Here is a 27,000-nt window from a genome sequence, read left to right on the forward strand (position 1 = left end):
CCCCCAAGCCTGCGCGCAAAAAGCCTGCCCCCAAGACCCCGGCCACGGCCGTCACCCCGAAGGAAAAGGCCAGCCTGCACCCGCGCAATCGCCATCAGGGTCGCTACGACTTTCCGACGCTGATCAAAAGCGCGCCGGAACTGAAGAAGTTCGTGATCATCAATCCTTACGGCAAGGAAAGCATCGACTTCGCCAGCCCGGAAGCCGTGCGGGTGTTCAACCGGGCGCTGCTCAAGTCGTTCTATGGCATCGCTCACTGGGACATCCCGGCCGACTACCTGTGCCCGCCGGTGCCAGGCCGCGCCGATTACGTGCACTTCCTCGCCGACCTGCTGGCCAGTGGCAATGACGGCGTGATCCCCCGTGGCGCCGCCGTGAAGGTGCTGGACATCGGCATGGGCGCCAACTGCGTGTATCCGCTGATCGGTTACAGCGACTATCGCTGGCAGTTCCTCGGCTCCGATATCGATGCGACCGCCATCGCCGCGGCGAAGGCCATCGTTCAATCCAATGGCCTGAACAAAGCGATCCAGGTACGCCAGCAGAGCAATCCCAAGCAGATCCTCACAGGCCTGCTGGAGAGCGCAGAGCGCTTTGACCTGACCATGTGCAACCCGCCATTCCACGCCTCGCTGGACGAGGCCACGCGGGGCAGCACGCGCAAATGGCGCGCCCTGGGCAAAGCCGATCCGAAACGCAAGCTGCCGGTGTTGAACTTTGGCGGCCAGTCGGCCGAGTTGTGGTGTGAAGGCGGTGAAGTACGCTTCGTGACCCAACTGGTCAGCGAAAGCGTGCAGGTCGCTCAGCAAGTGCTGTGGTTCAGTACATTGGTGTCAAAGGCGTCCAACCTGCCGGCGATCCAGACCGCCCTGAAAAAGGCCGGCGCCCTGGAAAGCCAGGTAGTGGAAATGTCCCAAGGGCAGAAGCAGAGCCGCTTCGTCGCCTGGACCTTCCAGACCAAAGCGCAGCAAGAGGCCTGGCGCCAGGCACGATGGAGCAACGCTTCAGCGTAGTGAGCGCTTTATCGCGCCCACAAAAAAACCGTGCCCGGATCGCTCCGGTGCACGGTTTTTTCTTAACAAGTCTTACTTGTTAACAGCGTCGGTCAGGCCTTTGGCCACAACCAGCTTGATCACTTTCTTGGCAGCGATTTCGATGGCGGCGCCAGTCGAAGGGTTGCGGCCAGTACGGGCAGGACGCTCAGTCACTTTCAGTTTGCCGATACCTGGCAGAGTGATTTCGCCGCCGTTTTCCAGCTGATCGGCAACGATTTGGCCCAGTTGGTCCAGAGCGTTACGCGCGGTGGTTTTCGGCGCGTCGATAGCTTCAGCGATGTCGGCGATCAGTTGGTCTTTAGTAAGAGCCATTTAGTGTTCCTTCCCTATCAAATTCATATGGATTGCAGAGTGCAATGTCAGCCATCGAGCCCGATCTTTTGGATCTGGCACCCTCGGCCAAATAACCTCGGGATCGGGGTTATAGATACCGAAATCAGGGTTTGGTTCGACCTGACAAATGCTGACTGCACGCTTAACGCAGTGACTTCGCGCAAGACCGGGCAAAGCTAGCACACAGGCGTGGAAATATCCGCCTCTAGCTACCCATTTGGTCAGCTTTATTGCGCTAAAACAGGAAAAAACTGCATAAGCGCCGTCGGTCGCCCTTCAATTGCCCTTCGCACCGCGCCAAAACCAGTGGTTGCGGTACACTGGGCGCTTTTTCGGGGGAGCACGCCCTCCTCTCCTCATTCAGCCGAGAAGCCCATGCCGATCCGTCATTGCATCGTCCACCTGATCGACAAAAAACCCGACGGCACACCCGCAGTTCTCCACGCCCGTGACTCTGAACTGGCTGAGTCCGCGGCCATCGAGAACATGCTCGCCGACCTCAACGAAAGCTATAACGCCAAACAGGGTAAAGCCTGGGGCCTGTTCCATCCGGAATCCGGCGCGTTCCCGTTCAGCGGCTGGCTGAAGGAGTACCTCGAGGGCGGCCAGGATTTCACTGCGTTCAGCCGCGTGGCGGTCGAGCATCTGCAAAAGCTGATGGAAGAATCGAACCTGTCGGTCGGCGGCCACGTGCTGTTCGCACACTATCAGCAAGGCATGACCGACTACCTGGCTATCGCCCTGCTGCACCACAGCGAAGGCGTGGCCGTGACCGACGAACTGGACGTGACCCCGTCCCGCCACCTCGACCTTGGCCAGTTGCACCTCGCAGCGCGGATCAACGTTTCCGAGTGGCAGAACAACAAACAATCCAAGCAGTACATTTCGTTCATCAAAGGCAAGAACGGCAAAAAGGTTTCTGAGTATTTCCGCGACTTCATTGGCTGCCAGGAAGGCGTCGACGGTCCGGGTGAAACCCGCACCCTGCTCAAGGCCTTCAGCGATTTCGTTGAAAGCGAAGACCTGCCGGAAGACGACGCTCGCGAGAAGACCAAGACCCTGGTGGATTACGCCAGCAGCCAGGCCAAGCTCGGTGAGCCAATGGGCCTGGAGGAGTTGTCGGGGCTGATCGACGAAGAACGCCCGAAGGCCTTCTACGACCACATCCGCAACAAGGATTACGGCCTCTCGCCGGAAATCCCGGCCGATAAACGCACCTTGAACCAGTTCCGCCGATTCACCGGCCGCGCCGAAGGCCTGTCGATCAGTTTCGAAGCGCACCTACTGGGCTCGAAGATCGAGTACGACGAAGAAGCCGGCACGTTGATCATCAAGGGCCTGCCCACTTCGCTCACCGATCAGCTGAAGCGTCGCAACTGATGCTCGGCGGCGTACTGAAGAAATTCCTGCTGATCCTGCTGGTGGTCGTGGCCTATCAGAACTGGGGCAAGATCGAGCGGGTGTTCAACCCATCGCAAGTGGTGCCGGAGCAGACCCAGGCCAAGGCCAATGTCGTGCTCTACGCCACCGAATGGTGTGGTTACTGCAAGCTGACCCGGCGCTTCCTCGATCAGAAAGGCATTGCGTACAAGGAATTCGATATCGAGAAGGATGCCGTCGCGCGCGGGGACTATCAGGCGCTGGGCGGTGGCGGCATTCCGATCATCGATGTGAACGGGACACTGATTCGCGGGTATGACCCGGATGCGATTCTGGCGGCGTTGAAGTAACCCATCAGATTCACCCAACCCTGTGGCGAGGGGGCTTGCTCCCGTTCGGCTGCGCAGCAGTCGCAATCCTACAAATGCGATTTGGCCCATTGAAATACTGGGGCCGCTTCGCTGCCCAACGGGGGCAAGCCCCCTCGCCACAGGTTCGAGTCAAAACCCATATCTGTTACGACGGTTACTGCACTTCAATCCGGAAACCAAACCGCGGGAAGTGCACGTGCACCACACCGCCACGCTCGTCCTCTCGTCGCACAATCAGCTCTTCGCGGCCGGCAAACAACAACTCCCCGGCCACCGGATCCACACCGTAGTCCGTGGCTGCGATCACTACCCGCTGCCCTGCCTTGAATCCATTGGGATCGACGAATTGCTCATCCGGCAATGCCGCTGGCGTGGACGTGCGCGCAACCTCCAGTGCCTCCTCGGACGTCATCTCGCTGGACGCACCATGACCGAAGCCCAACACCCGCGCATGCCATGCATTGACTGCCGGATAAGCTTCGACCAGCGGAGCCGTCACCGGCGTGGCCTTGAGGAACCAGAGGCAATGGGCCAGAGCGAAGTCGGCAATCGATGGCTCGCCAAACAGGTAGTCACCCTCCTCGCGCTGCAGCTGTTGCTCCAGTCGCGACATGATCGTTGGCCACTGATGCTTCGCCTGTTCGGTAGACAATTTTGTCGCGCTGCCACCACTGAACAAACCGGCACGGTCGGCCAGAAACGCCTTGATCGCTTCCGGCGATAAATTGCCAAAGCGCACCGCTATCGATTCCGGCTGGAACACCAGGCTGACCGCATGCTGGAACACCACCGAATCAGCCCAGGCGGCAAACGACGCAGTGATCATTTCCTGACCTTCCGGGAAGAACGCCGGCAAGGCCTTTTCCTGATCGAGTCGCCGGGCAATCAATGCCGTGTCGCAATAGATATCGGCACCGACCTGCAACACCGGGGTCTTGCGGTAGCCACCGGTCAACGCCGTGAGATCCGGTTTGGGCATCACTGGCGAGATCTTCACCGAACGCCAGGACAAGCCCTTGAAGCCCAGCAGCAAGCGGGCCTTCTCGGCAAAGGGGGACGTCGGGTAATGATGCAGAATCAACTCGGACATGCTCGGCTCCGCCGCAAGAATCAGGAGTCCGCAGCTTAGCGCGCAATCACCTGGCAGCCTACAGATCTGCCTGATGGGAACCGATCAGTCAAATTGATAAGCCAGGGGCTGCGCTCGCCACCAGGCATTCCTTGGCGCTCTTCTTGAGTTTCTTGATCAGCCGTTCCTGACGCAACGCATCGCTTTTGTCACGGCAGCGTTCGGTGTAGACCAGGGCCATGGCGGGGCTGGAAAGAAAGAATCGCGCGCCCTTGCCGCTTTGATGCTTGGCGAAGCGACGCACGGGATCATCGCTGATCCCACAATAGAGCGAACCGTTGGCCGCTCGAACGAGGTAGACGAACCAGGTTTTGCTCGCGGGGGTATCGGCGTCGACGGGGCTTTCGCTGAGGGTGGTCACGTAACGATCAGGGCTTGAAAGGAAACAAGCCGCGATCTTATCAGCGACTGGCCTGGAATGCCTTCAGCCCCTTCAGGGCCTGTGAGCGAACGGCGTTGCGTACAAGTGGCGTCCAACCCAGCAGCAGGCCTTTGAAACCCAACGCCTGACGCGACCATGCCCACAGGTCGAAACTGTCGTGATGCTCGCAGATCTTGCCATCGCGAAAGACAAAGCGTGCCTGGATGTCATTGACCACAGTATTGCCGGTCTGGCTGAACAGATAGGTCGCGACCCAATGGGCGCTACCGGTACGATCATCGGCACGGACATGATCGAAGGTCAGGGAGAAATCCTTGGCGCGAGTGGTGAGCATGCACCACATATCGCCAGCATCACGACCACGAAGCTCGCCGAACGCCGGGTCACTGAACACCACGTCATCGGTGTAGCAGGCAGCCATCGCTTCGCCATCGAGACGCTGGAAGGCCTGGTAGAAGCGGGTGATCAAAGCGCTGTGGACTTCACTCATGGGCAGACTCCCTGTTGTGCAATGGGTATCGAAAGATTGCCTGCACGATAGTCTGCAAATGGGTCGAACACTATCGGCATTCGCAGGACGAATACCGACAGTGTGTGGGGATCAGACCTTTTCGCTTTCGACCTGCACGTACAACGCACGTCCGGCCCCCAGACCGGCAAGGATCGCACCAAGGCCGATGACACCGAAGATCCAGCCCACGGCCGTCCAGCCGCCGGTCCAGTCATGCACGATGCCGACCGCGAACGGCCCCATGGACGCCAGGGTGTAACCGAAGCCCTGGGCCATGCTCGACAGGTTCGCCGCGACATGGGAGTCCCGCGAGCGCAGCACGATCAGGGTCAATGCCAGGCTGAACGTGGCGCCCTGCCCCAACCCCAGCACGATCGCCCAGCCCCACAGACCTTCAATCGGGGCGTAAAGGCAGCCGAACAGACCGCCGAGGGTCAGGGCCATCACGATCACAATCGCCAGGCGCTGATCTTTGCCGCGCGTCGCCAGCCATGGTGCGGCGAGGGAGCTGACCAGTTGCACGATCACCGAACCCGACAGCACCAGTCCGGCCTGGGTCGGGGTCAGGCCGCGCCCGATCAGGATCGACGGCAACCAGCCGAACACGATGTAGGCCAGGGACGATTGCAAGCCCATGTACAGGGTCACCTGCCAGGCCAGCGGATCGCGCAGCAATCCCCGAACGCGGTAGGCCACGTTGTGCGCGCCGTGTTTCTGGCCGACTTGCGGCAACCAGAACAGCGCAGCCGCCAATGCCGGAATGACCCACAAACCTAGGCCCATCGCCCAGTTCTTGTCGAAGTGTTCACTCAACGGCACGGTCGCACCCGCCGCCATCGCCGCACCCAGACACAGGGCCATGGTGTAGACGCCGGTCATGGTCCCGGCCTGTTTCGGGAAATCGCGCTTGACGATGCCCGGCAGCAACACGCCGATAACGCCGATGCTGGCACCGGCCAGCACACTGCCGGCAAACAGGCCGATCTCACCGAACGAGCTGCGCAGGATGATCCCGCCCGCCAGGGTCAGGAGAATGCCCAGCACCACCCGCTCCGCACCAAATCGCCGCGCCAGCACGGGTGCCAACGGTGCAAACAGGCCAAGGCAAAGCACCGGCAACGTGGTCAGCAATCCCGCCGCGGACGCCGACAAGCCAAGGGACTTCGAGACCTCGCTGAGCATCGGCGCCATGCTCGACAGCGCCGGGCGCAGGTTCAGCGCCACCAGAATCAGGCCCAGCAGCAACAGCCAGGGGCGGCGCAGAATCGGGTGGGTTTGCTGGACCTGTTCGTCATCGGCCTCGGCATCGATCAGCAGCTCTTCCAGTTCGGTCGAACGTTTGGAGGCTGTGGATAACTCACTGCGGTGCATGGACTTCTCGGTTTCAAGGTTCATTGATCAACTGCCTCGACAGGGCTTTGGCCCGTTCCGGGTCGCGTTGTTCGACGGCATCGAGCAGCTCGATGTGCAGGTCGAACACTTCCTGACGGCGCGGGACGATGCTCAGGGTCTGGCGCAATTGCGCGCCGACGATGCTGGAGAAATAGCGATACAACTCGCTGAGGGTCGGGTTATGCGCGGCGTCCACCAGACGGCGGTGGAACACCAGGTCGCAGGCGATGTAGGTGTCGAGATCGCCGTGATAGTGGCTGCCGCTGACGCCCAGGGCCTCGCGCAATGCCACCAGGTCTTCGTCGGTACGGCGCATTGCCGCCAGGCCAATGGCCTCGACTTCGAGGATGTGCCGGGTTTCCCTGGCCTGTTCAAGTGAACAACGGGACAGCGCCTTCAAGGTATCGAGCGGATCGACCACCGCCCGCAGGTAGCTGCCGTCGCCCTGACGGATCTCGATCAACCCGGAAAACGCCAACACCCGCATGGCTTCACGCACGGTGTTGCGGCTGATGCCCAGCTCGGCGGACAACTCAGGCTCGGTGGGCAAACGCTGGCCCACGACCCAAGTGCCCTGGTTGATGCGCAGGCGCAACTGATCCAGAGCCTGATCGACCAGGGATCGTTTCACCAATGGAGAAATTTCTGACATGGAATTCGCCCTTTCATCCAATCATAGGATGAATTTTCTGACATGTTAGTCAGCATTTTCCCACTGGGCAACCACAAAGATGCAATGAAGCAGGCAATTGTGGCGAGGGAGTTTGCTCCAGCTTGAGTGCGCAGCACTCACAATCGTCCATGATTTTGAAGACTTTAGGGCCGCTACGCAGCCCAACGGGAGCAAGCTCCCTCGCCACAGAAAAGCTTGAATTTCAGGCAAAAATAAACCCGGAACTCGGTCCGGGTTTATTTCAGTGCCTGGGTTCGATCAATGCAGGATCTGGCTCAGGAACAGCTTGGTGCGTTCGTTCTGCGGATGGTCGAAGAAGTCGTTCGGCGCAGCCTGTTCGACGATTTCGCCCTTGTCCATGAAGATCACGCGGTTGGCCACTGTGCGGGCGAAGCCCATTTCGTGGGTTACGCAGAGCATGGTCATGCCGTCTTCAGCCAGGCCGATCATGGTGTCCAGTACCTCTTTCACCATCTCCGGGTCGAGTGCCGAGGTTGGTTCGTCGAACAGCATGATTTTCGGCTTCATGCACAGCGCGCGGGCGATCGCCACACGCTGTTGCTGACCGCCGGACAGTTGCCCCGGGAATTTATGCGCCTGCTCCGGAATGCGTACGCGTTCCAGGTAGTGCATGGCAATTTCCTCGGCCTTGCGCTTGGGCAGCTTGCGCACCCACATCGGCGCCAGCGTGCAGTTCTGCAAAATGGTCAGGTGCGGGAACAGGTTGAAGTGCTGGAACACCATGCCGACTTCACGGCGGATCGCCTCGATCTGCTTGAGGTCGTTGGTCAGTTCCACGCCATCGACCACGATGCGGCCCTGCTGGTGTTCTTCCAGGCGGTTGAGGCAGCGGATAGTGGTGGACTTGCCGGAACCCGACGGCCCGCACAGGACGATACGCTCGCCTTGCTTGACGTTGAGGTTGATATCTTTCAACACGTGGAACTGGCCGTACCACTTGTTCACGCCCTGCATCTGAATAATGCCTTCAGGGCTCACAGGCTGTTTGATTGCTTCGCTCATAAGAGAACTTCCTAAATTAGGTACGGCGCTTCAGCGCTTGTGGCCAGTGTCGAGCTTGCGTTCCAGATGCATGGAATAGCGCGACATACCAAAACAGAAAATCCAGAACACCAGGGCGGCGAACACATAGCCTTCGGTGGCCATGCCCAGCCATTTCGGGTCGGCGGCGGCTTGCTTGACACTGTTGAGCAGGTCGAACAGGCCGATGATGATCACCAGGCTAGTGTCCTTGAACAGTGCGATGAAGGTGTTGACGATGCCGGGGATCACAAGCTTCAGGGCTTGCGGCAGAATCACCAGACCCATGCTGCGCCAGTAGCCCAGGCCCATCGCCGCAGCAGCTTCGTACTGACCCTTGGGAATCGCTTGCAGACCGCCGCGCACCACCTCGGCCACGTACGCCGACTGGAACAGGATCACGCCGATCAGGGCCCGCAGCAGTTTGTCGAAGTTCATGCCTTCGGGCAGGAACAACGGCAGCATCACCGAGGACATGAACAGCACCGTGATCAACGGCACGCCGCGCCAGAACTCGATGAAGGTCACGCAGACCACGCGAATCGCCGGCATGTTCGAACGACGGCCCAGGGCCAGGACGATCCCCAGTGGCAGCGCGCCGGCGATGCCGACAGTGGCGATCACCAGGGTCAGCATCAAGCCGCCCCATTGGCTGGTCGCCACGTTGGTCAGGCCGAAGATGCCGCCGTGCAACAGGAAGTAGGCAAAGATCGGGTACAGCACCAGGAAGCTCAGCCCGTACACCGCTTTATGGTGAAAGCGCGAGATGAACAACGGCGCCACGCCGACGATCGCCAGCCACACCGTCAGGTCCACGCGCCAGCGCAGTTCCGGTGGGTAGTAGCCGTACATGAACTGGCCGAAGCGCTGCTGGATGAACACCCAGCAGGCGCCCTCCTTTGTGCAGTCGGCGCGAGTCGTGCCCACCCAGTTGGCGTCGAGGATCGCCCAGTGCAGGATCGGCGGCACCACCAGGTAGATCAGGTAGAACGCAAACAGGGTCAGCAGGGTGTTGAGCCAGCTGGAGAACATGTTCGCGCGCATCCACGCCACCACGCCGATGCTGCGGCCCGGTGGAGGCATGTCAGGTTTGAAAGTATGAGTACTCATGCGCTTTTCCTTACCGCTCGATCAGCGCAATGCGCTTGTTGTACCAGTTCATCAGCAGGGAAATGCTGATACTGATCGCCAGGTACACGCTCATGGTGATGGCAATCACCTCGATCGCCTGGCCGGTCTGGTTCAGCACCGTACCGGCAAACAGCGAGACCATTTCCGGATAACCAATACCGGCCGCCAGCGAGGAGTTCTTCGCCAGGTTCAGGTATTGGCTGGTCAGCGGTGGAATGATCACGCGCAGGGCTTGCGGAATGATCACCTTGCGCAGAGTCGGACCGTTGCGCAGGCCGAGGGAATGCGCCGCCTCGGTCTGGCCATGGCTGACCGACTTGATGCCCGAGCGCACGATTTCGGCGATGAATGCCGCGGTGTACACGGTGAGGGCCAGGGTCAGCGCCAGCAGTTCCGGGATCAGCACCCAGCCACCGACGAAGTTGAAGCCTTGCAGCTTCGGCATTTCCCAGTGCAGCGGTGCGCCGAAGATCAGTGCGCCCAGTGTCGGGATCACCACGAACAACGCCAGCCCGACCCAGAACTTGTGGAACGGCACACCGGTGGCTTCGAAACGCTTGGTGGCCCAGCGACTCATCAGCACGATGGCGACGATGGCGACTACGACGCTGACCACAAACGGCCAGAAACCATCCGCCATCAGAGCGGCGGGCATGTTCAGGCCACGGCTGCTGACAAAGAAGGTGTCGCCGAAGTTATGGCTGTTGCGCGGCCCCGGCATGGTCAGGAACACCGCGAAGTACCAGAACAGGATCTGCAGCAGTGGCGGAATGTTGCGGAAGACTTCCACGTACACCGTCGCCAGCTTGGCGATGATCCAGTTCTTCGACAGCCGCGCCACACCGACGATGAAACCCAGGATCGTCGCCAGGATCACGCCGATGAAAGTCACCAGCAAGGTGTTGAGCAGGCCGATGACAAACACCCGGGCGTAAGTGTCCGATTCGGTGTAGTCGATCAGGTGTTGAGCGATGCCGAAACCGGCACTGCGCTCCAGAAAACTGAAGCCCGAGGTAATGCCCCGGTGCTGAAGGTTGGTCTGCGTGTTATCGAACAGATACCAGCCCATCGAGACCACCGCGACAATGGTGATGATCTGGAATAGCCAAGCACGCACACGTGGATCGCTGAGGCTGAGCCTCTGCTTTGGTGCGCCGATTGAATTTTGCATGAAGTGCCCCGGAAATAATGGAACAGAACATCACCCGGTGGTTGGCCCACCGGGTGATAGAACCATCAGCGCACTGGTGGTGCGTATTGAATGCCGCCAGCGTTCCACAGGGCGTTCAGCCCGCGGTCGATTTCCAGCGGAGTGCCCTTGCCGAGGTTTTTCTCAAACACTTCGCCGTAGTTGCCGACTTGCTTGATGATCTGCACGACCCAGTCTTTCTTCACTTTCAGGTCTTTGCCGTACTCGCCATCGGTACCCAGCAGACGGGCAACGTCAGGGTTCTTGGTGCCCTTGGCTTCGGCTTCGACGTTCTTCGAAGTGATGCCGGCTTCTTCAGCGTTGAGCATGGCGTAGCCAGTCCAGCGCACGATGGCCAGCCACTCGTCGTCGCCATTACGCACGACCGGGCCCAGAGGCTCCTTGGAAATGGTTTCCGGCAGAACCACGTAGTCCTTCGGCGAAGCCAGCTTGCTGCGCTGGGCGAACAGCTGGGATTTGTCGGAGGTCAGTACGTCGCAACGACCGGATTCCAGCGACTTGGCGCTTTCGTCGGAGGTGTCGAAGGTGATCGGGGTGTACTTCAGGCCATTGCCGCGGAAGTAGTCGGAAACGTTGAGCTCGGTGGTGGTACCGGCCTGGATGCAGATGGTCGCACCGTCCAGTTCCTTGGCGCTCTTGACGCCCAGCTTGTTGTTTACCAGGAAGCCGATGCCGTCGTAGTAGGTAATGAAGCCTGGAAACTTCAGGCCCATGCCCGCGTCACGGGAGCTGGTCATGGTGGTGTTGCGCGACAGAATGTCGATTTCGCCGGATTGCAGCGCGGTGAAGCGCTCCTTGGCGTTCAACTGGCTGAACTTGACCTTGGTCGCGTCGCCGAAGACAGCCGCTGCTACTGCACGGCAGTAGTCAGCATCGATACCCACGATCTTGCCGGTGGAATCCGGAACCGAGAAGCCTGGCAAGCCATCGCTGACGCCACACTGCACGAAACCTTTCTTCATCACTGCATCCAGGGTTGCGCCCGCCTGGGCAAACCCGCTGACACCGAGTACTGCGGCTGCAGTCACGATAGCCAGGGTGGATTTCAACATCTTCATTCAAACCTCCAGTTTTGCTCTTGTTGTGTCGGAGCGTGAGTCCTGTCGCACCCTTTTGAGGCGTAGTCGACCCGTGTTGGCTTGTTTTGGGGTCAACCGACGTAAGACGTTAGCTATGAGTCTAGTAGGAGAAAATCCACGTCATGGAAAACTCGCTCTCACCAGTCGGCCGAACGGGCTGTAGCCCTTTCACGTTCGCGAAGCCCCGTAGCGGCCATTGGCGAACATCCATCACCGGATTCATTGCTATCCCGCAGTCGGCATTACACTGATAGTGTTACCGCCGGGCGCGAGATGGGTTGCACCGTTTCCCCATAGCAAAGCCCGTACCACACTGCTTGCCAAAGCGGTTCCGGGACAGGTCAATAGCAAAACTTGTAACCTTGCGACATCTTCGTAACTGATCAACCAGACGCGCACTCAGACCTCGCACTCAATGAGAGCGCACGCACAACATTGGAGCAGACATGACCGAGCCCTTGATTCTTCAGCCCGTAAAGACCGCAGACGCCTGCGTTATATGGCTGCACGGCCTGGGCGCCGATCGCTACGACTTCCTGCCGGTGGCCGAAGCGCTGCAGGAAACCTTGCTGAGTACCCGCTTCGTTCTCCCGCAGGCACCGCATCGCCCTGTCACTATCAACGGCGGCTACGAGATGCCGAGCTGGTACGACATCCTGGCCATGAGCCCGGCGCGCGCGATCAACCGTGAGCAACTGGAAGTGTCGGCAGACCGCGTCATTGAATTGATCGAAGTGCAGCGAGCCAGCGGAATAGACGCTTCGCGGATTTTCCTGGCCGGTTTTTCCCAGGGCGGGGCCGTGGTTTTCCACGCCGCGTTTCTGAAATGGCAGGGCCCATTGGGTGGCGTCGTTGCCCTTTCTACTTATGCACCGACCTTCAGCGACGAACTGCAACTGTCCGCCAGCCAGCAGCGGATTCCGGTGCTGTCGATGCACGGCCAGTACGACGATGTGGTGCAAAACTCGATGGGGCGCAGCGCCTACGAGCATTTGAAGCTGCGTGGTGTCACCGTGACATGGCAGGAATACCCAATGGGTCACGAAGTGTTACCCGAAGAAATTCGCGACATCGGCGTCTGGCTCGCCGAGCGCTTGCGTTAAGCATTTCTGTTTAAAAGCGCCCTTTGATCCATCCCACTACGCCGCGCCCGATTCTTGCATTACACTGGCCGGCGTACATTCCTTAATCAATTGATGAGATGACCGTGCTCAAAGCACTCAAGAAAATGTTCGGTAAAAGCGAGACTGAGCAACTCGCGCCAGTTCCCAGCCCTGCGTCTCACGCTCCCGGCCACCGCACCGACGGTATTCAGTCTGAACGAGCCACCGCCACGGCGGCACCCAAGCATGAGCCGAAGACCGCAACAGCTGACCAGCCTGCGGCGATAACAGCCCCGGAGCAGCCGCTCAGCGAAACGCCGAAACCCGCCAAACCTCGCCGCGAACCCAAGCCCAAGGCACCGGTCATCCCATGGAAACTCGAAGACTTCGTCGTCGAGCCCCAGGAAGGCAAGACCCGCTTCCACGATTTCAAACTCGCCCCGGAACTGATGCACGCCATCCAGGACCTGGGCTTCCCGTATTGCACGCCGATCCAGGCCCAGGTGCTGGGTTTCACCCTCGCGGGCAAAGACGCCATCGGCCGCGCCCAGACCGGTACCGGCAAGACCGCTGCGTTCCTGGTCTCGATCATCACCCAGTTGCTGCAAACCCCGCCGCCAAAAGAGCGCTACATGGGTGAGCCACGGGCACTGATCATCGCGCCGACCCGCGAACTGGTGGTGCAGATCGCCAAGGACGCCGCCGACCTGACCAAGTACACCGGCCTCAACGTCATGACGTTCGTCGGTGGCATGGACTTCGACAAACAGCTCAAGCACCTCGAAGCCCGTCACTGCGACATCCTCGTGGCCACGCCGGGCCGCTTGCTGGACTTCAACCAGCGCGGCGACGTGCACCTGGACATGGTCGAAGTGATGGTGCTCGACGAAGCCGACCGCATGCTCGACATGGGCTTCATCCCGCAAGTGCGCCAGATCATTCGCCAGACGCCGCCGAAGTCCGAGCGCCAGACGCTGCTGTTCTCCGCGACCTTCACCGAAGACGTGATGAACCTGGCCAAGCAATGGACCACCGACCCGTCGATCGTCGAGATCGAGTCGCAGAACGTGGCCAACGAAAACGTCGAGCAGCACATCTACGCGGTGGCCGGTGCCGACAAGTACAAACTGCTCTACAACCTGGTCAACGACAACGGTTGGGAGCGGGTGATCGTCTTCGCCAACCGCAAGGATGAAGTGCGGCGCATCGAAGAACGCCTGGTGCGTGACGGCATCAACGCCGCGCAACTGTCCGGCGACGTGCCGCAGCACAAGCGCATCAAGACCCTCGAAGGCTTCCGCGAAGGCAAGATCCGCGTACTGGTCGCCACCGATGTGGCCGGTCGCGGCATCCATATCGACGGCATCAGTCACGTGATTAACTTCACCCTGCCGGAAGTGCCGGACGACTACGTGCACCGCATCGGTCGTACCGGTCGTGCGGGTGCCGACGGCGTGTCCATCAGCTTTGCCGGTGAAGACGACTCCTACCAGCTACCGTCCATCGAGGAAAAGCTGGGGCGCAAGATCAGCTGTGAAACGCCACCGACCCACCTGTTGCGGGCCGTTGAACGCAAGCGTCCTCATTAAGCGACGCTGAAAAGACAAGCGCAGCCGGCAACGGACTGCGCTTTTTTTTCGTCCGGATTTTTCAACAGGAGCTTGCGGCGGATATCTAAAAGTCCATAATGGACAAATTAGTTTACTTTCAACTCCGGAGCCGACCATGTCCAGCACGCCCCAAGTGATCCCTCAAGCCCAGGCTCGCGAGCTACTGGCGCAGGTCGATGTGCCGCAGATCCTGCGCAAACTGTTCCGCGACCTGGCCGCCGGGCAGGCCGTACAACCGGCGCAACAACTGGTGGAGTTTCCACAGGGCGCCGGCGATTTCATCAACTACCTGGGCGTGTTGGCTGAAGACGGTGTGTACGGGATCAAGACGTCGCCATACATCGTCCGTGAACAAGGGCCGCTGGTGACGGCGTGGACGCTGCTGATGTCGATGCAGACCGGTCAGCCGCTATTGCTGTGCGATGCCGGCGAACTGACCACAGCGCGCACCGCTGCGACCACCGCCGTAGCGGTCGATGCCCTCGCGCCACTCACAGCCATTCGCCTGGCCATCATCGGCAGCGGCAAAGTGGCCCAGGCGCACCTGCATTACGTGAAAGGCCTGCGTGACTGGCAGAGCATCAGCCTGTACTCGCCGAGCTTGAGCGAAGATGCCGAAACCGTGAGCCTGCTGAAAAACATCGAGCCACGCCTGAACATCGTCGACAGTCGTGAAGCAGCCGTTCAGGACGCCGACGTGATCATGCTCTGCACCTCGTCCGCCGGTCCGGTGATCGATCCATCGAGCTTGCGCAAACCGGCGCTGATCACCTCCATCAGCACCAACGCACCGCGCGCCCACGAAGTGCCGCCGCAGTGCCTGAACGACATGCAGGTGTTCTGCGACTATCGCCTGACCACCCCAGGCTCGGCCGGTGAAATGCTGATCGCCGCCGAACAGCACGGCTGGGACAAGGGCGCGATTGTCGGCGACCTGGCCGACCTGCTCAGCGAAAAAGTCCTGCGCCCTGATTACGATCGCCATGTGTTTTTCCGCTCCATCGGCCTGGGCCTGGAAGACATTGCGCTGGCCAATGCGATCTATCGCCTGTCCCGCTGACATCTCGGCCCCTACAGGGGATCACCATAATTCCGGCATTGTGCTTTACAGGAGACGTTCATGAGCCAGGCAGATTTCATCATCATCGGCGGCGGGATTGCCGGTGCTTCCACGGGTTTCTGGCTGTCGCAGCACGGCCGCGTGATCGTGCTCGAACGCGAATCCCATCCGGCCTATCACTCCACCGGCCGTTCGGCGGCGCTATACACCGCCGCCTACGGCACCCCGCAAGTGCGGGCGTTGACCCTGGCCAGCCGGGACTTTTTCGACAACCCGCCCAGCGGTTTCTGCGAGCACCCGCTGCTGACCCCGCGCGGTGAAATGACCGTGGACCTGACCGGTGACCCGGACGAACTGAACAGGCAATACCAGAGCGCAAAAACCACGGTGCCGGAGATGCAATTGCTCGGCGTCGACGAGGCTTGCGCGTTGGTGCCGGTCCTGCGCCGGGAAAAGGTCCACGGCGCCATCTACGACCCGACCGCCAGCGACATCGACACCGATGCCCTGCACCAGGGCTATTTGCGCGGTATCCGCCGCAACCAGGGCGAAGTGCATACCGACAGCGAAGTCGTCAGCCTGAGCCGCGACGACCAAGGAACATGGCACGTCCAGACCGGCAGCCAGACCTTCAGCGCGCCGATCATCATCAACGCCGCCGGCGCCTGGGCCGACAAGATCGGCGAACTGGCTGGCGCCAAGCCCCTGGGCCTGCAACCCAAACGCCGTGCCGCTTTCATCTTCGCCGGCCCCGAAGGCGTGGACATCCATCATTGGCCGATGCTGGTCAGCCTCGACGAATCCTTCTACATGAAACCCGACGCCGGGATGTTCCTCGGTTCGCCGGCCAACGCCGACCCGGTGGAACCCCACGATGTGCAGCCCGAAGAACTGGACATCGCCATGGGCATCTACCAGATCGAAGAAGCCACGACCCTGACCATTCGCCGCCCGACCCGCACCTGGGCCGGCCTGCGCAGCTTCGTCAGCGACGGCGACTTGCTGTCCGGCTTCGATCCGAAGGTACCGGGGCTGTTCTGGGTCGCGGCACAGGGCGGTTATGGCATCCAGACCTCGCCGGCCATGGGCCAGGCCAGTGCGGCACTGGTGCGCGGTGCCGCGTTGCCCGAGTCGCTCAGCCATTTCGGTCTGAATGCCGAAATGCTCTCCCCTGCCCGCCTCGGCTGATCCTGATCCTCAGGTGACGTGCCCACACGTTTACGGCACACTTTCAGCGCCCCTTTGATGGGGCGCTGACGCTGCCTGGAGTTCCACTGAATGAACGCCCCCGAAAAAGACTCGGCCCTGGACGACACGTCCCTGGATAACTTCCACGCGATCGCCGACGCCATCGCCACGTTGTTTTTCCCCCACGCCGAAGTGGTGCTGCACGACCTGCGCACGCAAAAGGTCGACTACATCGCCAACAACCTGTCCAAGCGGGAAATCGGCGACGACTCGGCGCTGGAAGACATGCTCAGCGACGATGTCAGCGAACGAAACATCGGGCCGTACGAAAAGCTCAACTGGGATGGTCAGAAGATTCGCAGCCTCAGCACGGTGCTACGGGACAGCGAAGGTCGTCCACTGGCGGTGCTGTGCATCAACCTGAACATTTCGTTGTTCGAAAATGCCAAGGCCGCCCTGGACCTGTTCCTGTCGCCGACCAAGCTGATCCCGCAACCGGATTCACTGTTTCGCGATGACTGGCAGGAGCGGATCAACACCTTCCTCCACGCCTGGCTGCGCGAGCGCCAGTTGAGCCTGAATCTGCTGACTCGCGACCACAAGCGGGAACTGGTGCTGGCGCTGCACGCCGAAGGCGCGTTCAAGGGCAAAAGCGCCTCGAACTACGTGGCCAATGTGCTGAACATGGGCCGGGCGACGGTGTACAAGCATTTGAAGGAATTGAAGGGCTAGGCCCGGAGATTTTGTAGTGTTTGATCTGACCTCATCGCGAGCAGGCTCGCTCCTACAATGGATCGGTGTACACCGTACCCTGTAGGAGCGAGCCTGCTCGCGAAAGCGGTTGATCAGTCGCCGTAGATATCGGACTTGAAGTACTTGTCCGAAATCTTCTGGTACTCCCCACTGGCACGAATGCCATCAATGGCCGTGTTCAGCTCGCTGACCAGTTCGGTGTTGCCCTTGCGCACCGCAATCCCCGCACCCTCGCCCACATACTTCGGATCTTTCAGCTCCGGCCCGGCAAAGGCGTAACCCTTGCCACGCGGCATCGACAGGAAGTCATTCAGTGGAATGGTGTCGGCAAAAATCGCGTCGAGGCGGCCGGCTGCCAGGTCCATGTAGATTTCTTCGTTGTTGCTGTAGCGCTTGACGTTGATGCCCTTGGGCTCGAACACCTCGGTGGCGTAACGGTCGGTGGTGGTGGCGCGCTGCACGCCGACAGTCTTGCCCTTGAGGCTGGCGTACTGATCATCCACCACCGCACCATCCTTCATCACCAGACGCGACGAAGTGAAATAGTACTTGTGGGTGAAGTCCACCGACTTCTTGCGGTCTTCGTTGATGGTCATGGACGACAGCGCCATGTCGATTTTCTTCACTTTCAGGGAAGGAATCAGACCGTCGAACTCGCCTTCGACCCACACACACTTGGCCTTCATCTGCGCGCACAGGGCGTTGCCGATGTCATAGTCGAAACCGACGATTTCGCCTTTGTCGGTTTTCGAGGCGAACGGTGGATACGCCGCTTCGATACCGATGCGCAAGGTTTTCTCGGCGGCGAACACAGCGCTGCACGCCAACAGGCTCAGGGCCAGACCGGTGATGAGGGGGAACTTCTTCATGTTCGTTTTCTCGCGGTTGTTGTTGGTTTGGCAAGACAGAAGAAAAAGCTGAAACGGGTGGAAACCTTTTTTGTACTTATAATTCCATACTGGACTTTTATGTATTAATCGTCAATGAGGCAAATGCAGCCCGTGCCGGCCGATGGTCGGGTGGTGGATCAGCAAGATTTTTAGTGGTGCAGATGACGCCATCGCGAGCAGGCTCGCTCCCACAGTGGTCCTGCGAACACATATCTACTGTAGGAGCGAGCCTGCTCGCGATGGCTTAATCAGAGACGCCGCAGAAATTACTGCTTCCAGCGATCCGCCGCCGCATGATCACTGTCACGCCCCTCGACCCAACGCGGCCCGTCACTGGTGATTTCTTTCTTCCAGAACGGTGCACGGGTTTTCAGGTAATCCATGACAAAGGCGCAGGCGTCGAAGGCCGCCTGACGATGGGCGCTGGCCGCGCCGACGAAGACAATCGGCTCGCCCGGCTCCAAGGCGCCGATGCGGTGCAGCACTTCCAGCTTGAGCAACGGCCAGCGCTGCTCGGCCTCGACGGCGATCTTGCCCAAGGCCTTTTCGGTCATGCCCGGATAGTGTTCGAGGAACATTCCGGCAACGTCGAGGCCGTCATTGAAATCGCGCACGTAGCCGACAAAACTCACCACCGCACCCACGCCGACATTGGCATCGTGCATGGCGTTGACTTCGGCCCCCGGGTCAAACGCGGTGGACTGCACGCGAATCGCCATGGCTCAGCCTCCGGTCACAGTCGGAAAGAACGCCACTTCATCGCCCTCGCTGACCGGCTCGTCGAGCTGGCACAGGTCTTCGTTGCGGGCGCACATCAGGTTCTGTTCGCTCAACACCTCGGCACCGTCACGTTGGGCCAACAGTGCGCGGACGTCGTCGACTGTGGAGAAGTTGCCTTCCACTTTCACCGAGTCCAGCCCCAGCGCTTCACGATAACGGGCGAAAAACTTCACGGTAACGTTCATGACTGCTCCGCTTGGAAATGTCCGCTCTTGCCGCCGACCTTCTCCAGCAGACGCACGCTTTCGATGGTCATGCCGCGGTCAACGGCCTTGCACATGTCGTAGATCGTCAGCGCGGCGACACTGGCGGCGGTCAGGGCCTCCATCTCGACGCCGGTCTGCCCGGACAGCTTGCAGCGCGCCACGATGCGCACCGAATCGTCGCCTTCGGCACTGAGCTCGACCTTGACGCCGGTCAGCATCAGCGGATGGCACAGGGGAATCAGATCGCTGGTCTTCTTCGCCGCCTGAATGCCGGCAATGCGCGCCACGGCAAACACATCACCCTTGGGGTGGCCGCCACTGACGATCATCTGCAGGGTTTCGGGCAGCATGCGCACCAGCGCTTGAGCGGTCGCCTCACGGAACGTCACGGCTTTTTCAGTGACGTCGACCATGTTGGCGCGACCTTGGGAATCGAGATGAGTCAGCACGGGATTACTCCTGATCAGGAGCGTCGATTGTAAACCTGCGGGTCAGATTTCCGCACGCACGATTGTCGGCCCATCACAAACCAATGTGTGCGAGCTTGCTCGCGATAGCGGCCTGTCATTAACCCGAGATGTCGACTGACACACCGTCATCGCGAGCAAGCTCGCTCCCACAGGTTCCTCATACGCCCGGACTCGGTGGACAGTTTCAGATGCGATTCCTTATTAAGTTTAAAAAACACAAATTAAAGTCATGCCAAACAACAGAAAGAAATGTAACAAAAGTCTACTGAACATTCGCTTTTTCTGACATCAGCGATCAGCTTTAATTGGTGCACCAGCCGATAAGTTACTGATTATTTTATAACAAATTCTGACGTAAGAATTTTCCGTAAGTACGCACTAATGGCCCGCCATGAAACTTCCTACAACTGAATGTTAGACCGATTTGTTAATTCGAGAAAAACTGACCAAGAAAGCTAACGATTCTAAAATTTCAGTACTGAGGTATCGCATAAGGTTTTTTCTACTGACCTCCGGCAGCAGCTCAACGGGGCAGGTCCTACACGTCAACCATGGTGGCACACGGGAGGCTAGTCATGTCAGCGCGGACAATTTACTCAGGAAAACACATCGTAATCTCTCACTGCCGGGACTGTGACATCCCGGGCTACATGATTATTTCTCTCAAGCGGAAGATATTTAAACTGGAAGAGTTAAGTTCGACGGAAAGTGCTGAACTGATGAAAGGCTTGGCACTTACGGAGCGAGCCTTAAACACGCTATTTTCTCCTGAGAAAATATACATAATGCGTATTTCCGAACTCAATCATGAACTGCACTTTCATGTTTTCCCCAGATATGCCTCCGTGACCAAGTTATATTTGGCGGAACACAATGAACGTATTATTGATGGCCCCTTCTTTTTCAGCTGGACGCGAAAAAAGTTCAGTAGCTCACAGCCTGAGCCGACCCAAGAGGTATTGAACGCTCAATCAATTCTTACGGAAACCCTCAATAGCTATTTTTCGCAATCTCTGTAAATAAGACTGCTTTCGCGCCAAGCTTTGCAGAAACACATTCATCGGTATTGGGTCTGGCCTGAGGCACGGGCCTTTACGCCGCGTACAAAAAAACCGGGCGACCTTGCGGCCGCCCGGTTTCGATGAAGCGATTACAAATGCGTTTCGGCGTATTCGGCCAGGATCGAGCGTGGTACCCCTTGCAGGGTGATGTGCACCCCGTTCGGGAAGTCCTTGAAGCGTTCAGTGAGGTAGGTCAGCCCGGAGCTGGTCGCGGACAGGTAAGGGGTATCGATCTGTGCCAGGTTGCCCAGGCACACCACTTTGGAACCGGCGCCGGCACGGGTGATGATGGTTTTCATCTGGTGCGGTGTGAGGTTCTGGCATTCGTCGATCAAAATCAGGCTCTGCTGGAAGCTGCGGCCCCGGATGTAGTTGAGGGATTTGAACTGCAATGGCACTTTGCTGAGGATGTAGTCGACGCTGCCATGGGTGCTTTCGTCATCCATGTGCAAGGCTTCGAGGTTGTCGGTGATGGCGCCCAGCCACGGCTCCATTTTTTCGGCCTCGGTGCCGGGCAGGAAGCCGATTTCCTGGTCCAGGCCCTGCACGCTGCGGGTGGCGATGATGCGGCGATAACGTTTGCTGACCATGGTCTGCTCGATCGCAGCGGCCAGCGCCAGGATGGTTTTACCCGAACCCGCGGCACCCGACAGGTTGACCAGGTGGATGTCCGGATCGAGCAAGGCGTACAACGCCAGGCTCTGATAGATATCACGCGGCTTGAGGCCCCAGGCTTCCTGATGCAGCAGCGGTTCCTGGTGCAGGTCGAGGATCAGCAAGCGGTCTTCTTCAATCTCCTTGATCCAGCCAACAAAGCCCTGCTCATCAATGATGAATTCGTTGATGTGCACCGCCGGCAGGTTGTCGATCAACTGCACCTGATGCCAGGTGCGGCCGTGGTCCTGACGGGTTTCGACCTTGCTCACGCGGTCCCAGAAAGAGCCGGTCATGTTGTGGTAGCCGTTGGGTAGCAAGGACACGTCATCGACCAGTTGGTCGGTGCTGTAGTCCTCGGCCGCGATCCCGCAGGCGCGCGCCTTGAGGCGCATGTTGATGTCTTTGGTGACCAGCACCACAGGCTTCTTAGGGTCGCGAGCGTGCAGATCGATCAGTTGATTGATGATTTTGTTGTCGTTCAGGTGCTCGGGCAGAATCAGGTTCGGCTCGGCATGTCTGCTCATCAGAATTGACAGCAAACCCTTGGGTCCGCTTTTGCCACGCTGGATCGGCACACCCTGCTCGACGTCCTCGGGTGAGGCATCGCCCAGGGTCTTGTCGATCAGGCGGATGGCCTGGCGGCATTCGGCGGCTACGCTGTGATGCCCGCTCTTGAGCTTGTCGAGCTCTTCCAGCACGGTCATCGGGATCGCGACGTGGTGTTCTTCGAAGTTAAGCAGCGCGTTTGGATCGTGAATCAATACGTTGGTATCGAGTACATAAAGGATTGGCTGGTTGGAAGAAGAGCTACGTCCGTGATCATCCATACTCGGTCACCTTTGTGGGAGCCATTCGACGCAATACCTTGACAGTGCTGCGCCTCGAAGTGACTGCCGAATACACCTGCGGGGACTCAAGTGTTCTGCATACATGCGGGGTCTTGGAAGACGCCACCTGTGTTGCAGGTTTCGGCGGTCTGTCTTCGTAATACTCCAAAACGTGTGACAGAAAAAAGTACTTTGACGCTTTTTTGAAGTTTATTTTGCAGATTGACCAATAGCACTTGGCGGACTGCCATCACCCGTTTAAAGTCGGAAGTCCACCCGCAACGAATCCCCTTCCAAAATTGCCAAAAACCCAATGTTTACGGGGTTTTGTCATTTTCAGCGAAACGCATCCTGGCAATCCTCCCAGCCGATTCCAACAGGCGCCGTTTGCGTGACCAGCCACGGCAACGCCGTTTTCACTGCATCCTGTTTCACATTGAAATTGATCACTCCGTGCCGCCACAGCAGCATCAGGGTCAGCACCCGTTGCGCACTCGGGTTGCCCTTGAGTTTGCCGGCGCCGTCCTGGGCGTCGATGTCCCACAACGCTACCTGCAGACCCTGAGTCTTGAAGAAGCCTTCGGCATCTGAACGGCGCTGACCGTCGGGCGGACGGAACAGGGGCACGTAGTTCTCCGGCAGCTTGCTTTTGACCAGTTCGGCGCTGCGGTGCACCGAATCCTGCCAGTCCTGCCAGTGGCTGTGGGAACGGAACTCCCAGCCTTGTACGCCGATGCACTGGCTCGAGTAGGTCGCTTGCAGGTTACTCACCGAATGCTCGGCCAAACGCGCCTGGATGTCCTTGCCGAGGACGAAGAACGTCCCGCTCAGATTCGACTTGCGCAGGTACTCGGTGACCCAGGCGGTGTTATCCGGCGCGGCGTTGGCGGCGCTGTCGAAGGTCAGCAGAAACAGCCGGTCATGCATCCCGTCGCCACTGCGTTCATAGTCGCCAAAATGATCGACTTCGCTGCTGGTTTGTGGAAACAAAGCCGCCTTGCGCAACTGTTCGTCCAGGTACTGGGTGTGGAACACACGGCTCGGCTCGGCCCACTTGGTGTAGTAGCTGTCTGCGCCGACCTGGAATTTGGCAGCCTGCTCGCGCAAGGTGGGCATGTCTTCGACCAGAAAACAGAAGGAGGCATCCTGGTCGCAGCTCTGTTGGGCGAAGTTGTAGTTGGCCAGAAGCCGTTGCCACATACGCTGGCGAACCCGGTTGACCGATTCCAGATTGATCGTGCGCAAGCCCAGGCGCTGGGCCAGGGCGGGTTCATCCAGTGCCTCGCTGGCCAACAGGACGCTGGAAAACATGAGGATCTCGGCCCTCGACGCCACGTCGAACAGCGTCGGGTTGCCGAGTTTTTCCGGCCAGGTGCTGCGATCGAGCGTCGCCACATCGCTTGGTGCCGCGATGGCGCCGAAGCTGAGTAGCCAGATCGAGATGAGAAAAGCGATACGCAATGGGATGTCTCCATAACAAAACCCGCGCGGCACTATAGCTGATAAGGCACCCACTCCTCCTGAGGCATGAATGCTTTCTGTGGCGAGGGAGCTTGCTCCCGCTGGGCTGCGAAGCAGACCTAAACCTGTCATCACATTCCTTCAGCCAGACCCCGACTACCGGTTTTGCGACCGCTTCGCGCTCGAGCGGGAGCAAGCTCCCTCGCCACAGAAGCCCATCCAGACAAAATCCGTGCTCCACCGGCCATCACCTATGGACGCCATAGCTGGAGTCAACGAGGACAACCCCCTAGAATCGCCGCCACGATTAAAGGAGACGACTTCATGCTGATGGTGATTTCACCCGCCAAGACCCTCGACTATGAAACACCGCCGGCGACCCAGCGCTTCACCCAGCCGCAGTACCTCGACCACTCCCAGGAGTTGATCCTGCAATTGCGTGAGCTGACGCCCGCGCAAATCAGTGAGTTGATGCACGTCTCCGACAAGATCGGCGGGCTCAACGCCGCGCGTTTCGGCAGCTGGACGCCTGCGTTCACCCCGGAAAACGCCAAGCAGGCGCTGCTGGCCTTCAAGGGCGATGTGTACACCGGCATGAATGCGCAAACCCTCAGCGAAGACGATTTCGACTACGCCCAAAAACACCTGCGCATGCTCTCGGGCCTCTATGGCCTGCTGCGCCCGCTAGACCTGATGCAACCCTATCGCCTGGAAATGGGCACCAGGCTGGCCAACGCCCGGGGCAAGGATCTGTATGCCTTCTGGGGCACGCGCATCAGCGAATGGCTGAACGAAGCCCTGGTCGACCAGGGCGATGACGTGCTGCTCAACCTGGCGTCCAACGAGTACTTCTCGGCGGTCAAACGCAACGCCTTGAACGCGCGCATCATCAATACCGAATTCAAGGACCTGAAGAACGGCCAGTACAAGATCATCAGCTTCTACGCGAAAAAGGCCCGCGGCTTGATGAGCCGCTTCGTCATCGAAGAACGCATCAACGACCCGGCCACCCTCAAGCAGTTCGACGTTCAGGGCTATCGCTACAGCGCCGAACAGTCCAAGCCGGACAATCTGGTGTTTCTGCGAGACCACGCACCAGAGTGATGCATCCGGTCGGCGCACGACCTCCTCACCCCCCTGGTGCGCCGACCCTTGACTCACTTCAGCCTTCCCCGCCTTTTCGCCATTTTTATGGCGCCAGAAAAATACCGACCAGTTTTCTAACTTTAGTTTCACTCGACTTCAATCATTTTTTTGCGTAGTGGCACTGACTTTTTTTAACAGTAGTGGCAAAAAAATATCCTGCCCAATGATCCGCCTATATATAAAGGGCGAAACGGTAAGTGCTATCAGTTTGAGAGCAGTGCCATCTTTCTCAATATTTCAAGAAATTTCAGATTTGACGATGAGCGGACTGGAACTATGTCCAAACGCGCCGTTCATACCACCGGTAACGATTCTCGCCGAGCGTGTACGAGATAACTTACGCAGATAAGCGATTCATGTAGTCAAGTTGTAATATTAACTTGCCCTCACTAATCACTGATTTGGACAACGGCAATCGGAGAGGAGATAACGCAGTATGGCTATCCCCTACAAGGCCACGGCAGCGCCCCTATAAACGTGCTCACCCGAGCACCCAACCGCTTGATCCACGGGCTTTCGGCCCGACATCAAGCGTGCAAGGCCGTTGCACCTGCATCCTTCTGAAAGGAGGATCGGCTGCATAACAGGGCAAATCATAACAACAAGGCCTAGTTGCGCACACCTTGAGTGCATTTATTTAGACACTCGTAACTTATATGCCAGCACAGGGCATTGTCGTGCCTGCAAGGCACACTTGCGAGTGCACTAAACACGCTGAACACCATTAACTCCGGCCATCTAATGGCTTGATGTATACAGGCTTGATAACAGAGAGGTAATTGCGATGCGCATCAGCATTTTTGGTTTGGGTTACGTCGGCGCAGTATGTGCCGGTTGCCTGTCTGCACGGGGCCATGACGTCGTTGGCGTCGATGTGGCCAAAGACAAGATCGATATGATCAATGCCGGCAAATCGCCGATCGTTGAACCGGGCCTGGGTGAACTTCTGGCCCAGGGCATCCAGACAGGTCGTCTGCGTGGCACCACCAACTTCGCCGAGGCGATTCGCGACACCGACCTGTCGATGATCTGCGTGGGCACGCCGAGCAAGAAGAACGGCGACCTGGAGCTGAACTACATCGAGGCAGTGTGCCGCGAAATCGGTTTTGTCCTGCGTGACAAGACCACCCGCCACACCATCGTCGTACGCAGCACCGTACTGCCGGGCACTGTGGCCAACGTGGTCATCCCGATTCTCGAAGACTGCTCTGGCAAGAAGGCCGGTGTTGATTTCGGCGTGGCCGTGAACCCTGAGTTCCTGCGCGAAAGCACCGCCATCGCCGACTATGACCAGCCGCCAATGACCGTCATCGGTGAATTCGACAAGGCGTCCGGCGACGTTCTGCAATCGCTGTACGAAGAGCTCGACGCACCGATCATCCGCAAGGACATCGCGGTTGCCGAGATGATCAAGTACACCTGCAACGTGTGGCACGCCACCAAGGTCACCTTCGCCAACGAAATCGGCAACATCGCCAAGGCGGTCGGCGTCGACGGTCGCGAAGTGATGGACGTGGTCTGCCAGGACAAGACCCTCAACCTGTCCCAGTACTATATGCGCCCAGGCTTCGCCTTCGGTGGCTCGTGCCTGCCAAAAGACGTGCGTGCCCTGACCTACCGCGCCGGTTCCCTGGACGTGGAAGCCCCGTTGCTCAACTCGCTGATGCGCAGCAACGAATCCCAGGTGCAGAACGCTTTCGACATCGTTTCCAGCCACGACAAACGCAAAGTCGCCCTGCTGGGCTTGAGCTTCAAGGCCGGCACCGACGACCTGCGCGAAAGCCCGCTGGTCGACCTGGCGGAAATGCTGATCGGCAAGGGCTATGACCTGAGCATCTACGACAGCAACGTCGAGTACGCCCGCGTTCACGGTGCGAACAAGGACTACATCGAGTCGAAGATCCCTCACGTCTCGTCCTTGCTCAACTCCGACTTCGACGCGGTGATCAACAACTCCGACGTGATCATCCTCGGCAACCGTGACGAGAAATTCCGCGCCCTGGTGCAGGACGTTCCACACGGCAAGCAGGTGATCGACCTGGTTGGTTTCATGTCCAAGGCCACCAGCACGAATAGCCGGGCCGAAGGTATCTGCTGGTAA

27 protein-coding genes are annotated in these 27,000 nt (G+C 59.0%); 11 read left to right on the forward strand and 16 right to left on the reverse strand.

What is annotated here, in order from left to right; translation table 11 throughout:
- The coding region (gene rlmF, locus KGB07_RS11300; RefSeq protein ID WP_223465427.1) for a 23S rRNA (adenine(1618)-N(6))-methyltransferase RlmF at positions 1–1,013 on the forward strand (1,013 nt) is incomplete at its 5' end.
- 72 nt (positions 1,014–1,085) lie between these two features.
- On the opposite strand, the gene KGB07_RS11305 is transcribed toward rlmF, so the two are convergent.
- The gene (locus KGB07_RS11305; protein ID WP_007905514.1) at positions 1,086–1,367 is read right to left on the reverse strand and encodes an HU family DNA-binding protein; all 282 of its coding nucleotides are present in this window, start codon (positions 1,365–1,367) and stop codon (positions 1,086–1,088) included.
- A gap of 396 nt (positions 1,368–1,763) precedes the next feature.
- Between KGB07_RS11305 and yejK the strand changes: the two genes are divergently transcribed.
- Together yejK and KGB07_RS11315 are read left to right on the forward strand one after the other, a co-directional pair.
- On the forward strand, positions 1,764–2,768 hold the full coding sequence (yejK, locus tag KGB07_RS11310; RefSeq protein WP_008018580.1) for a nucleoid-associated protein YejK: 1,005 nt from the start codon (positions 1,764–1,766) through the stop codon (positions 2,766–2,768).
- The gene (locus KGB07_RS11315; RefSeq protein ID WP_046041984.1) at positions 2,768–3,118 is read left to right on the forward strand and encodes a glutaredoxin family protein; all 351 of its coding nucleotides are present in this window, start codon (positions 2,768–2,770) and stop codon (positions 3,116–3,118) included. The genes yejK and KGB07_RS11315 overlap by 1 nt, the downstream gene beginning before the upstream one ends.
- A gap of 175 nt (positions 3,119–3,293) precedes the next feature.
- Here the strand turns inward: KGB07_RS11315 and KGB07_RS11320 are convergent, their stop codons facing one another.
- From KGB07_RS11320 to KGB07_RS11360, 9 genes are all read right to left on the reverse strand, one after another.
- Positions 3,294–4,229, reverse strand: a complete 936-nt coding sequence (locus KGB07_RS11320; protein WP_223465429.1) for a glutathione S-transferase family protein — start codon at positions 4,227–4,229, stop codon at positions 3,294–3,296.
- An 88-nt stretch (positions 4,230–4,317) separates the two neighbouring features.
- Positions 4,318–4,629 (reverse strand): GIY-YIG nuclease family protein, encoded by a 312-nt coding sequence (locus KGB07_RS11325; protein WP_223465431.1) that lies wholly within the window; start codon positions 4,627–4,629, stop codon positions 4,318–4,320.
- 40 nt (positions 4,630–4,669) lie between these two features.
- A complete protein-coding gene (locus tag KGB07_RS11330; RefSeq protein ID WP_046041981.1) occupies positions 4,670–5,140 on the reverse strand; it encodes a nuclear transport factor 2 family protein in 471 nt (156 codons plus the stop codon).
- Between the two features lie 111 nt (positions 5,141–5,251).
- Positions 5,252–6,556: a CynX/NimT family MFS transporter gene (locus KGB07_RS11335; RefSeq protein ID WP_223465432.1), complete on the reverse strand. Its 1,305-nt coding sequence runs from the start codon at positions 6,554–6,556 to the stop codon at positions 5,252–5,254.
- Positions 6,546–7,205: a FadR/GntR family transcriptional regulator gene (locus KGB07_RS11340; protein WP_046041979.1), complete on the reverse strand. Its 660-nt coding sequence runs from the start codon at positions 7,203–7,205 to the stop codon at positions 6,546–6,548. The genes KGB07_RS11335 and KGB07_RS11340 overlap by 11 nt, the downstream gene beginning before the upstream one ends.
- Before the next feature lie 279 nt (positions 7,206–7,484).
- Positions 7,485–8,249 carry an amino acid ABC transporter ATP-binding protein gene (locus KGB07_RS11345; protein ID WP_223465433.1) on the reverse strand — a complete coding sequence of 255 codons (765 nt, stop codon included), beginning with the start codon at positions 8,247–8,249 and terminating at the stop codon, positions 7,485–7,487.
- A gap of 30 nt (positions 8,250–8,279) precedes the next feature.
- Positions 8,280–9,377: an amino acid ABC transporter permease gene (locus KGB07_RS11350; protein WP_046041977.1), complete on the reverse strand. Its 1,098-nt coding sequence runs from the start codon at positions 9,375–9,377 to the stop codon at positions 8,280–8,282.
- Between the two features lie 10 nt (positions 9,378–9,387).
- On the reverse strand, positions 9,388–10,569 hold the full coding sequence (locus KGB07_RS11355) for an amino acid ABC transporter permease (RefSeq protein WP_046041976.1): 1,182 nt from the start codon (positions 10,567–10,569) through the stop codon (positions 9,388–9,390).
- 65 nt (positions 10,570–10,634) lie between these two features.
- Positions 10,635–11,666, reverse strand: coding sequence for an amino acid ABC transporter substrate-binding protein (locus tag KGB07_RS11360; protein ID WP_046041975.1), 1,032 nt, complete (start codon positions 11,664–11,666; stop codon positions 10,635–10,637).
- Positions 11,667–12,133: 467 nt separating this feature from the next.
- Between KGB07_RS11360 and KGB07_RS11365 the strand changes: the two genes are divergently transcribed.
- The 5 genes from KGB07_RS11365 (at position 12,134) to KGB07_RS11385 (ending at position 17,380) form a co-directional block, all read left to right on the forward strand.
- Positions 12,134–12,790 (forward strand): alpha/beta hydrolase, encoded by a 657-nt coding sequence (locus tag KGB07_RS11365; protein WP_046041974.1) that lies wholly within the window; start codon positions 12,134–12,136, stop codon positions 12,788–12,790.
- Positions 12,791–12,888: 98 nt separating this feature from the next.
- Entirely contained in the window at positions 12,889–14,379 is a 1,491-nt protein-coding gene (rhlB, locus tag KGB07_RS11370; RefSeq protein WP_223465434.1) for an ATP-dependent RNA helicase RhlB, read from the forward strand.
- A gap of 136 nt (positions 14,380–14,515) precedes the next feature.
- Positions 14,516–15,460 carry an ornithine cyclodeaminase family protein gene (locus tag KGB07_RS11375; RefSeq protein WP_223465435.1) on the forward strand — a complete coding sequence of 315 codons (945 nt, stop codon included), beginning with the start codon at positions 14,516–14,518 and terminating at the stop codon, positions 15,458–15,460.
- 60 nt (positions 15,461–15,520) lie between these two features.
- Positions 15,521–16,648, forward strand: coding sequence for an NAD(P)/FAD-dependent oxidoreductase (locus KGB07_RS11380; RefSeq protein ID WP_046041971.1), 1,128 nt, complete (start codon positions 15,521–15,523; stop codon positions 16,646–16,648).
- Between the two features lie 90 nt (positions 16,649–16,738).
- Positions 16,739–17,380 carry a transcriptional regulator gene (locus tag KGB07_RS11385; protein WP_046041970.1) on the forward strand — a complete coding sequence of 214 codons (642 nt, stop codon included), beginning with the start codon at positions 16,739–16,741 and terminating at the stop codon, positions 17,378–17,380.
- Between the two features lie 113 nt (positions 17,381–17,493).
- Here the strand turns inward: KGB07_RS11385 and KGB07_RS11390 are convergent, their stop codons facing one another.
- The 4 genes from KGB07_RS11390 to moaC all read right to left on the reverse strand — a co-directional run bounded on the left by KGB07_RS11390 (position 17,494) and on the right by moaC (position 19,726).
- The gene (locus KGB07_RS11390; protein WP_046041969.1) at positions 17,494–18,270 is read right to left on the reverse strand and encodes an ABC transporter substrate-binding protein; all 777 of its coding nucleotides are present in this window, start codon (positions 18,268–18,270) and stop codon (positions 17,494–17,496) included.
- Between the two features lie 287 nt (positions 18,271–18,557).
- Positions 18,558–19,010: a molybdopterin synthase catalytic subunit MoaE gene (gene moaE, locus KGB07_RS11395; RefSeq protein WP_223465436.1), complete on the reverse strand. Its 453-nt coding sequence runs from the start codon at positions 19,008–19,010 to the stop codon at positions 18,558–18,560.
- Between the two features lie 3 nt (positions 19,011–19,013).
- Positions 19,014–19,256 (reverse strand): molybdopterin converting factor subunit 1, encoded by a 243-nt coding sequence (gene moaD / locus KGB07_RS11400; RefSeq protein WP_223465437.1) that lies wholly within the window; start codon positions 19,254–19,256, stop codon positions 19,014–19,016.
- Positions 19,253–19,726, reverse strand: a complete 474-nt coding sequence (gene moaC / locus KGB07_RS11405; RefSeq protein WP_056726185.1) for a cyclic pyranopterin monophosphate synthase MoaC — start codon at positions 19,724–19,726, stop codon at positions 19,253–19,255. The genes moaD and moaC overlap by 4 nt, the downstream gene beginning before the upstream one ends.
- Before the next feature lie 596 nt (positions 19,727–20,322).
- On the opposite strand from moaC, the gene KGB07_RS11410 reads away from it, so the two are divergent.
- A complete protein-coding gene (locus KGB07_RS11410; protein ID WP_223465438.1) occupies positions 20,323–20,766 on the forward strand; it encodes an HIT family protein in 444 nt (147 codons plus the stop codon).
- Positions 20,767–20,897: 131 nt separating this feature from the next.
- On the opposite strand, the gene KGB07_RS11415 is transcribed toward KGB07_RS11410, so the two are convergent.
- Positions 20,898–22,292, reverse strand: a complete 1,395-nt coding sequence (locus KGB07_RS11415) for a PhoH family protein (protein ID WP_223465439.1) — start codon at positions 22,290–22,292, stop codon at positions 20,898–20,900.
- Positions 22,293–22,628: 336 nt separating this feature from the next.
- Positions 22,629–23,753, reverse strand: a complete 1,125-nt coding sequence (locus KGB07_RS11420) for a polysaccharide deacetylase family protein (protein ID WP_223465441.1) — start codon at positions 23,751–23,753, stop codon at positions 22,629–22,631.
- Positions 23,754–24,077: 324 nt separating this feature from the next.
- Here KGB07_RS11420 and yaaA point away from each other — a divergent pair, with 324 nt between their 5' ends.
- Entirely contained in the window at positions 24,078–24,857 is a 780-nt protein-coding gene (yaaA, locus tag KGB07_RS11425; protein WP_046041961.1) for a peroxide stress protein YaaA, read from the forward strand.
- An 826-nt stretch (positions 24,858–25,683) separates the two neighbouring features.
- Positions 25,684–27,000 carry a nucleotide sugar dehydrogenase gene (locus KGB07_RS11430; RefSeq protein WP_046041959.1) on the forward strand — a complete coding sequence of 439 codons (1,317 nt, stop codon included), beginning with the start codon at positions 25,684–25,686 and terminating at the stop codon, positions 26,998–27,000.

The organism is Pseudomonas sp. GL-RE-26, from assembly GCF_019956275.1.
Classification (GTDB): domain Bacteria; phylum Pseudomonadota; class Gammaproteobacteria; order Pseudomonadales; family Pseudomonadaceae; genus Aquipseudomonas; species Aquipseudomonas grandcourensis.

Bases quoted from the DNA above. Each gene is read 5' to 3' on its own strand.
- rhlB (WP_223465434.1), top strand. From the start codon at position 12,889: ATGACCGTGCTCAAAGCACTCAAGAAAATGTTCGGTAAAAGCGAGACT.
- yaaA (WP_046041961.1), top strand. From the start codon at position 24,078: ATGCTGATGGTGATTTCACCCGCCAAGACCCTCGACTATGAAACACCG.
- KGB07_RS11380 (WP_046041971.1), top strand. From the start codon at position 15,521: ATGAGCCAGGCAGATTTCATCATCATCGGCGGCGGGATTGCCGGTGCT.
- KGB07_RS11390 (WP_046041969.1), bottom strand. From the start codon at position 18,270: ATGAAGAAGTTCCCCCTCATCACCGGTCTGGCCCTGAGCCTGTTGGCG.
- KGB07_RS11430 (WP_046041959.1), top strand. From the start codon at position 25,684: ATGCGCATCAGCATTTTTGGTTTGGGTTACGTCGGCGCAGTATGTGCC.
- KGB07_RS11385 (WP_046041970.1), top strand. From the start codon at position 16,739: ATGAACGCCCCCGAAAAAGACTCGGCCCTGGACGACACGTCCCTGGAT.
- KGB07_RS11410 (WP_223465438.1), top strand. From the start codon at position 20,323: ATGTCAGCGCGGACAATTTACTCAGGAAAACACATCGTAATCTCTCAC.
- KGB07_RS11355 (WP_046041976.1), bottom strand. From the start codon at position 10,569: ATGCAAAATTCAATCGGCGCACCAAAGCAGAGGCTCAGCCTCAGCGAT.
- yejK (WP_008018580.1), top strand. From the start codon at position 1,764: ATGCCGATCCGTCATTGCATCGTCCACCTGATCGACAAAAAACCCGAC.
- KGB07_RS11330 (WP_046041981.1), bottom strand. From the start codon at position 5,140: ATGAGTGAAGTCCACAGCGCTTTGATCACCCGCTTCTACCAGGCCTTC.
- KGB07_RS11320 (WP_223465429.1), bottom strand. From the start codon at position 4,229: ATGTCCGAGTTGATTCTGCATCATTACCCGACGTCCCCCTTTGCCGAG.
- KGB07_RS11305 (WP_007905514.1), bottom strand. From the start codon at position 1,367: ATGGCTCTTACTAAAGACCAACTGATCGCCGACATCGCTGAAGCTATC.
- moaD (WP_223465437.1), bottom strand. From the start codon at position 19,256: ATGAACGTTACCGTGAAGTTTTTCGCCCGTTATCGTGAAGCGCTGGGG.
- KGB07_RS11340 (WP_046041979.1), bottom strand. From the start codon at position 7,205: ATGTCAGAAATTTCTCCATTGGTGAAACGATCCCTGGTCGATCAGGCT.
- KGB07_RS11350 (WP_046041977.1), bottom strand. From the start codon at position 9,377: ATGAGTACTCATACTTTCAAACCTGACATGCCTCCACCGGGCCGCAGC.
- KGB07_RS11375 (WP_223465435.1), top strand. From the start codon at position 14,516: ATGTCCAGCACGCCCCAAGTGATCCCTCAAGCCCAGGCTCGCGAGCTA.
- moaE (WP_223465436.1), bottom strand. From the start codon at position 19,010: ATGGCGATTCGCGTGCAGTCCACCGCGTTTGACCCGGGGGCCGAAGTC.
- KGB07_RS11315 (WP_046041984.1), top strand. From the start codon at position 2,768: ATGCTCGGCGGCGTACTGAAGAAATTCCTGCTGATCCTGCTGGTGGTC.
- KGB07_RS11335 (WP_223465432.1), bottom strand. From the start codon at position 6,556: ATGAACCTTGAAACCGAGAAGTCCATGCACCGCAGTGAGTTATCCACA.
- KGB07_RS11415 (WP_223465439.1), bottom strand. From the start codon at position 22,292: ATGGATGATCACGGACGTAGCTCTTCTTCCAACCAGCCAATCCTTTAT.
- KGB07_RS11360 (WP_046041975.1), bottom strand. From the start codon at position 11,666: ATGAAGATGTTGAAATCCACCCTGGCTATCGTGACTGCAGCCGCAGTA.
- KGB07_RS11345 (WP_223465433.1), bottom strand. From the start codon at position 8,249: ATGAGCGAAGCAATCAAACAGCCTGTGAGCCCTGAAGGCATTATTCAG.
- KGB07_RS11365 (WP_046041974.1), top strand. From the start codon at position 12,134: ATGACCGAGCCCTTGATTCTTCAGCCCGTAAAGACCGCAGACGCCTGC.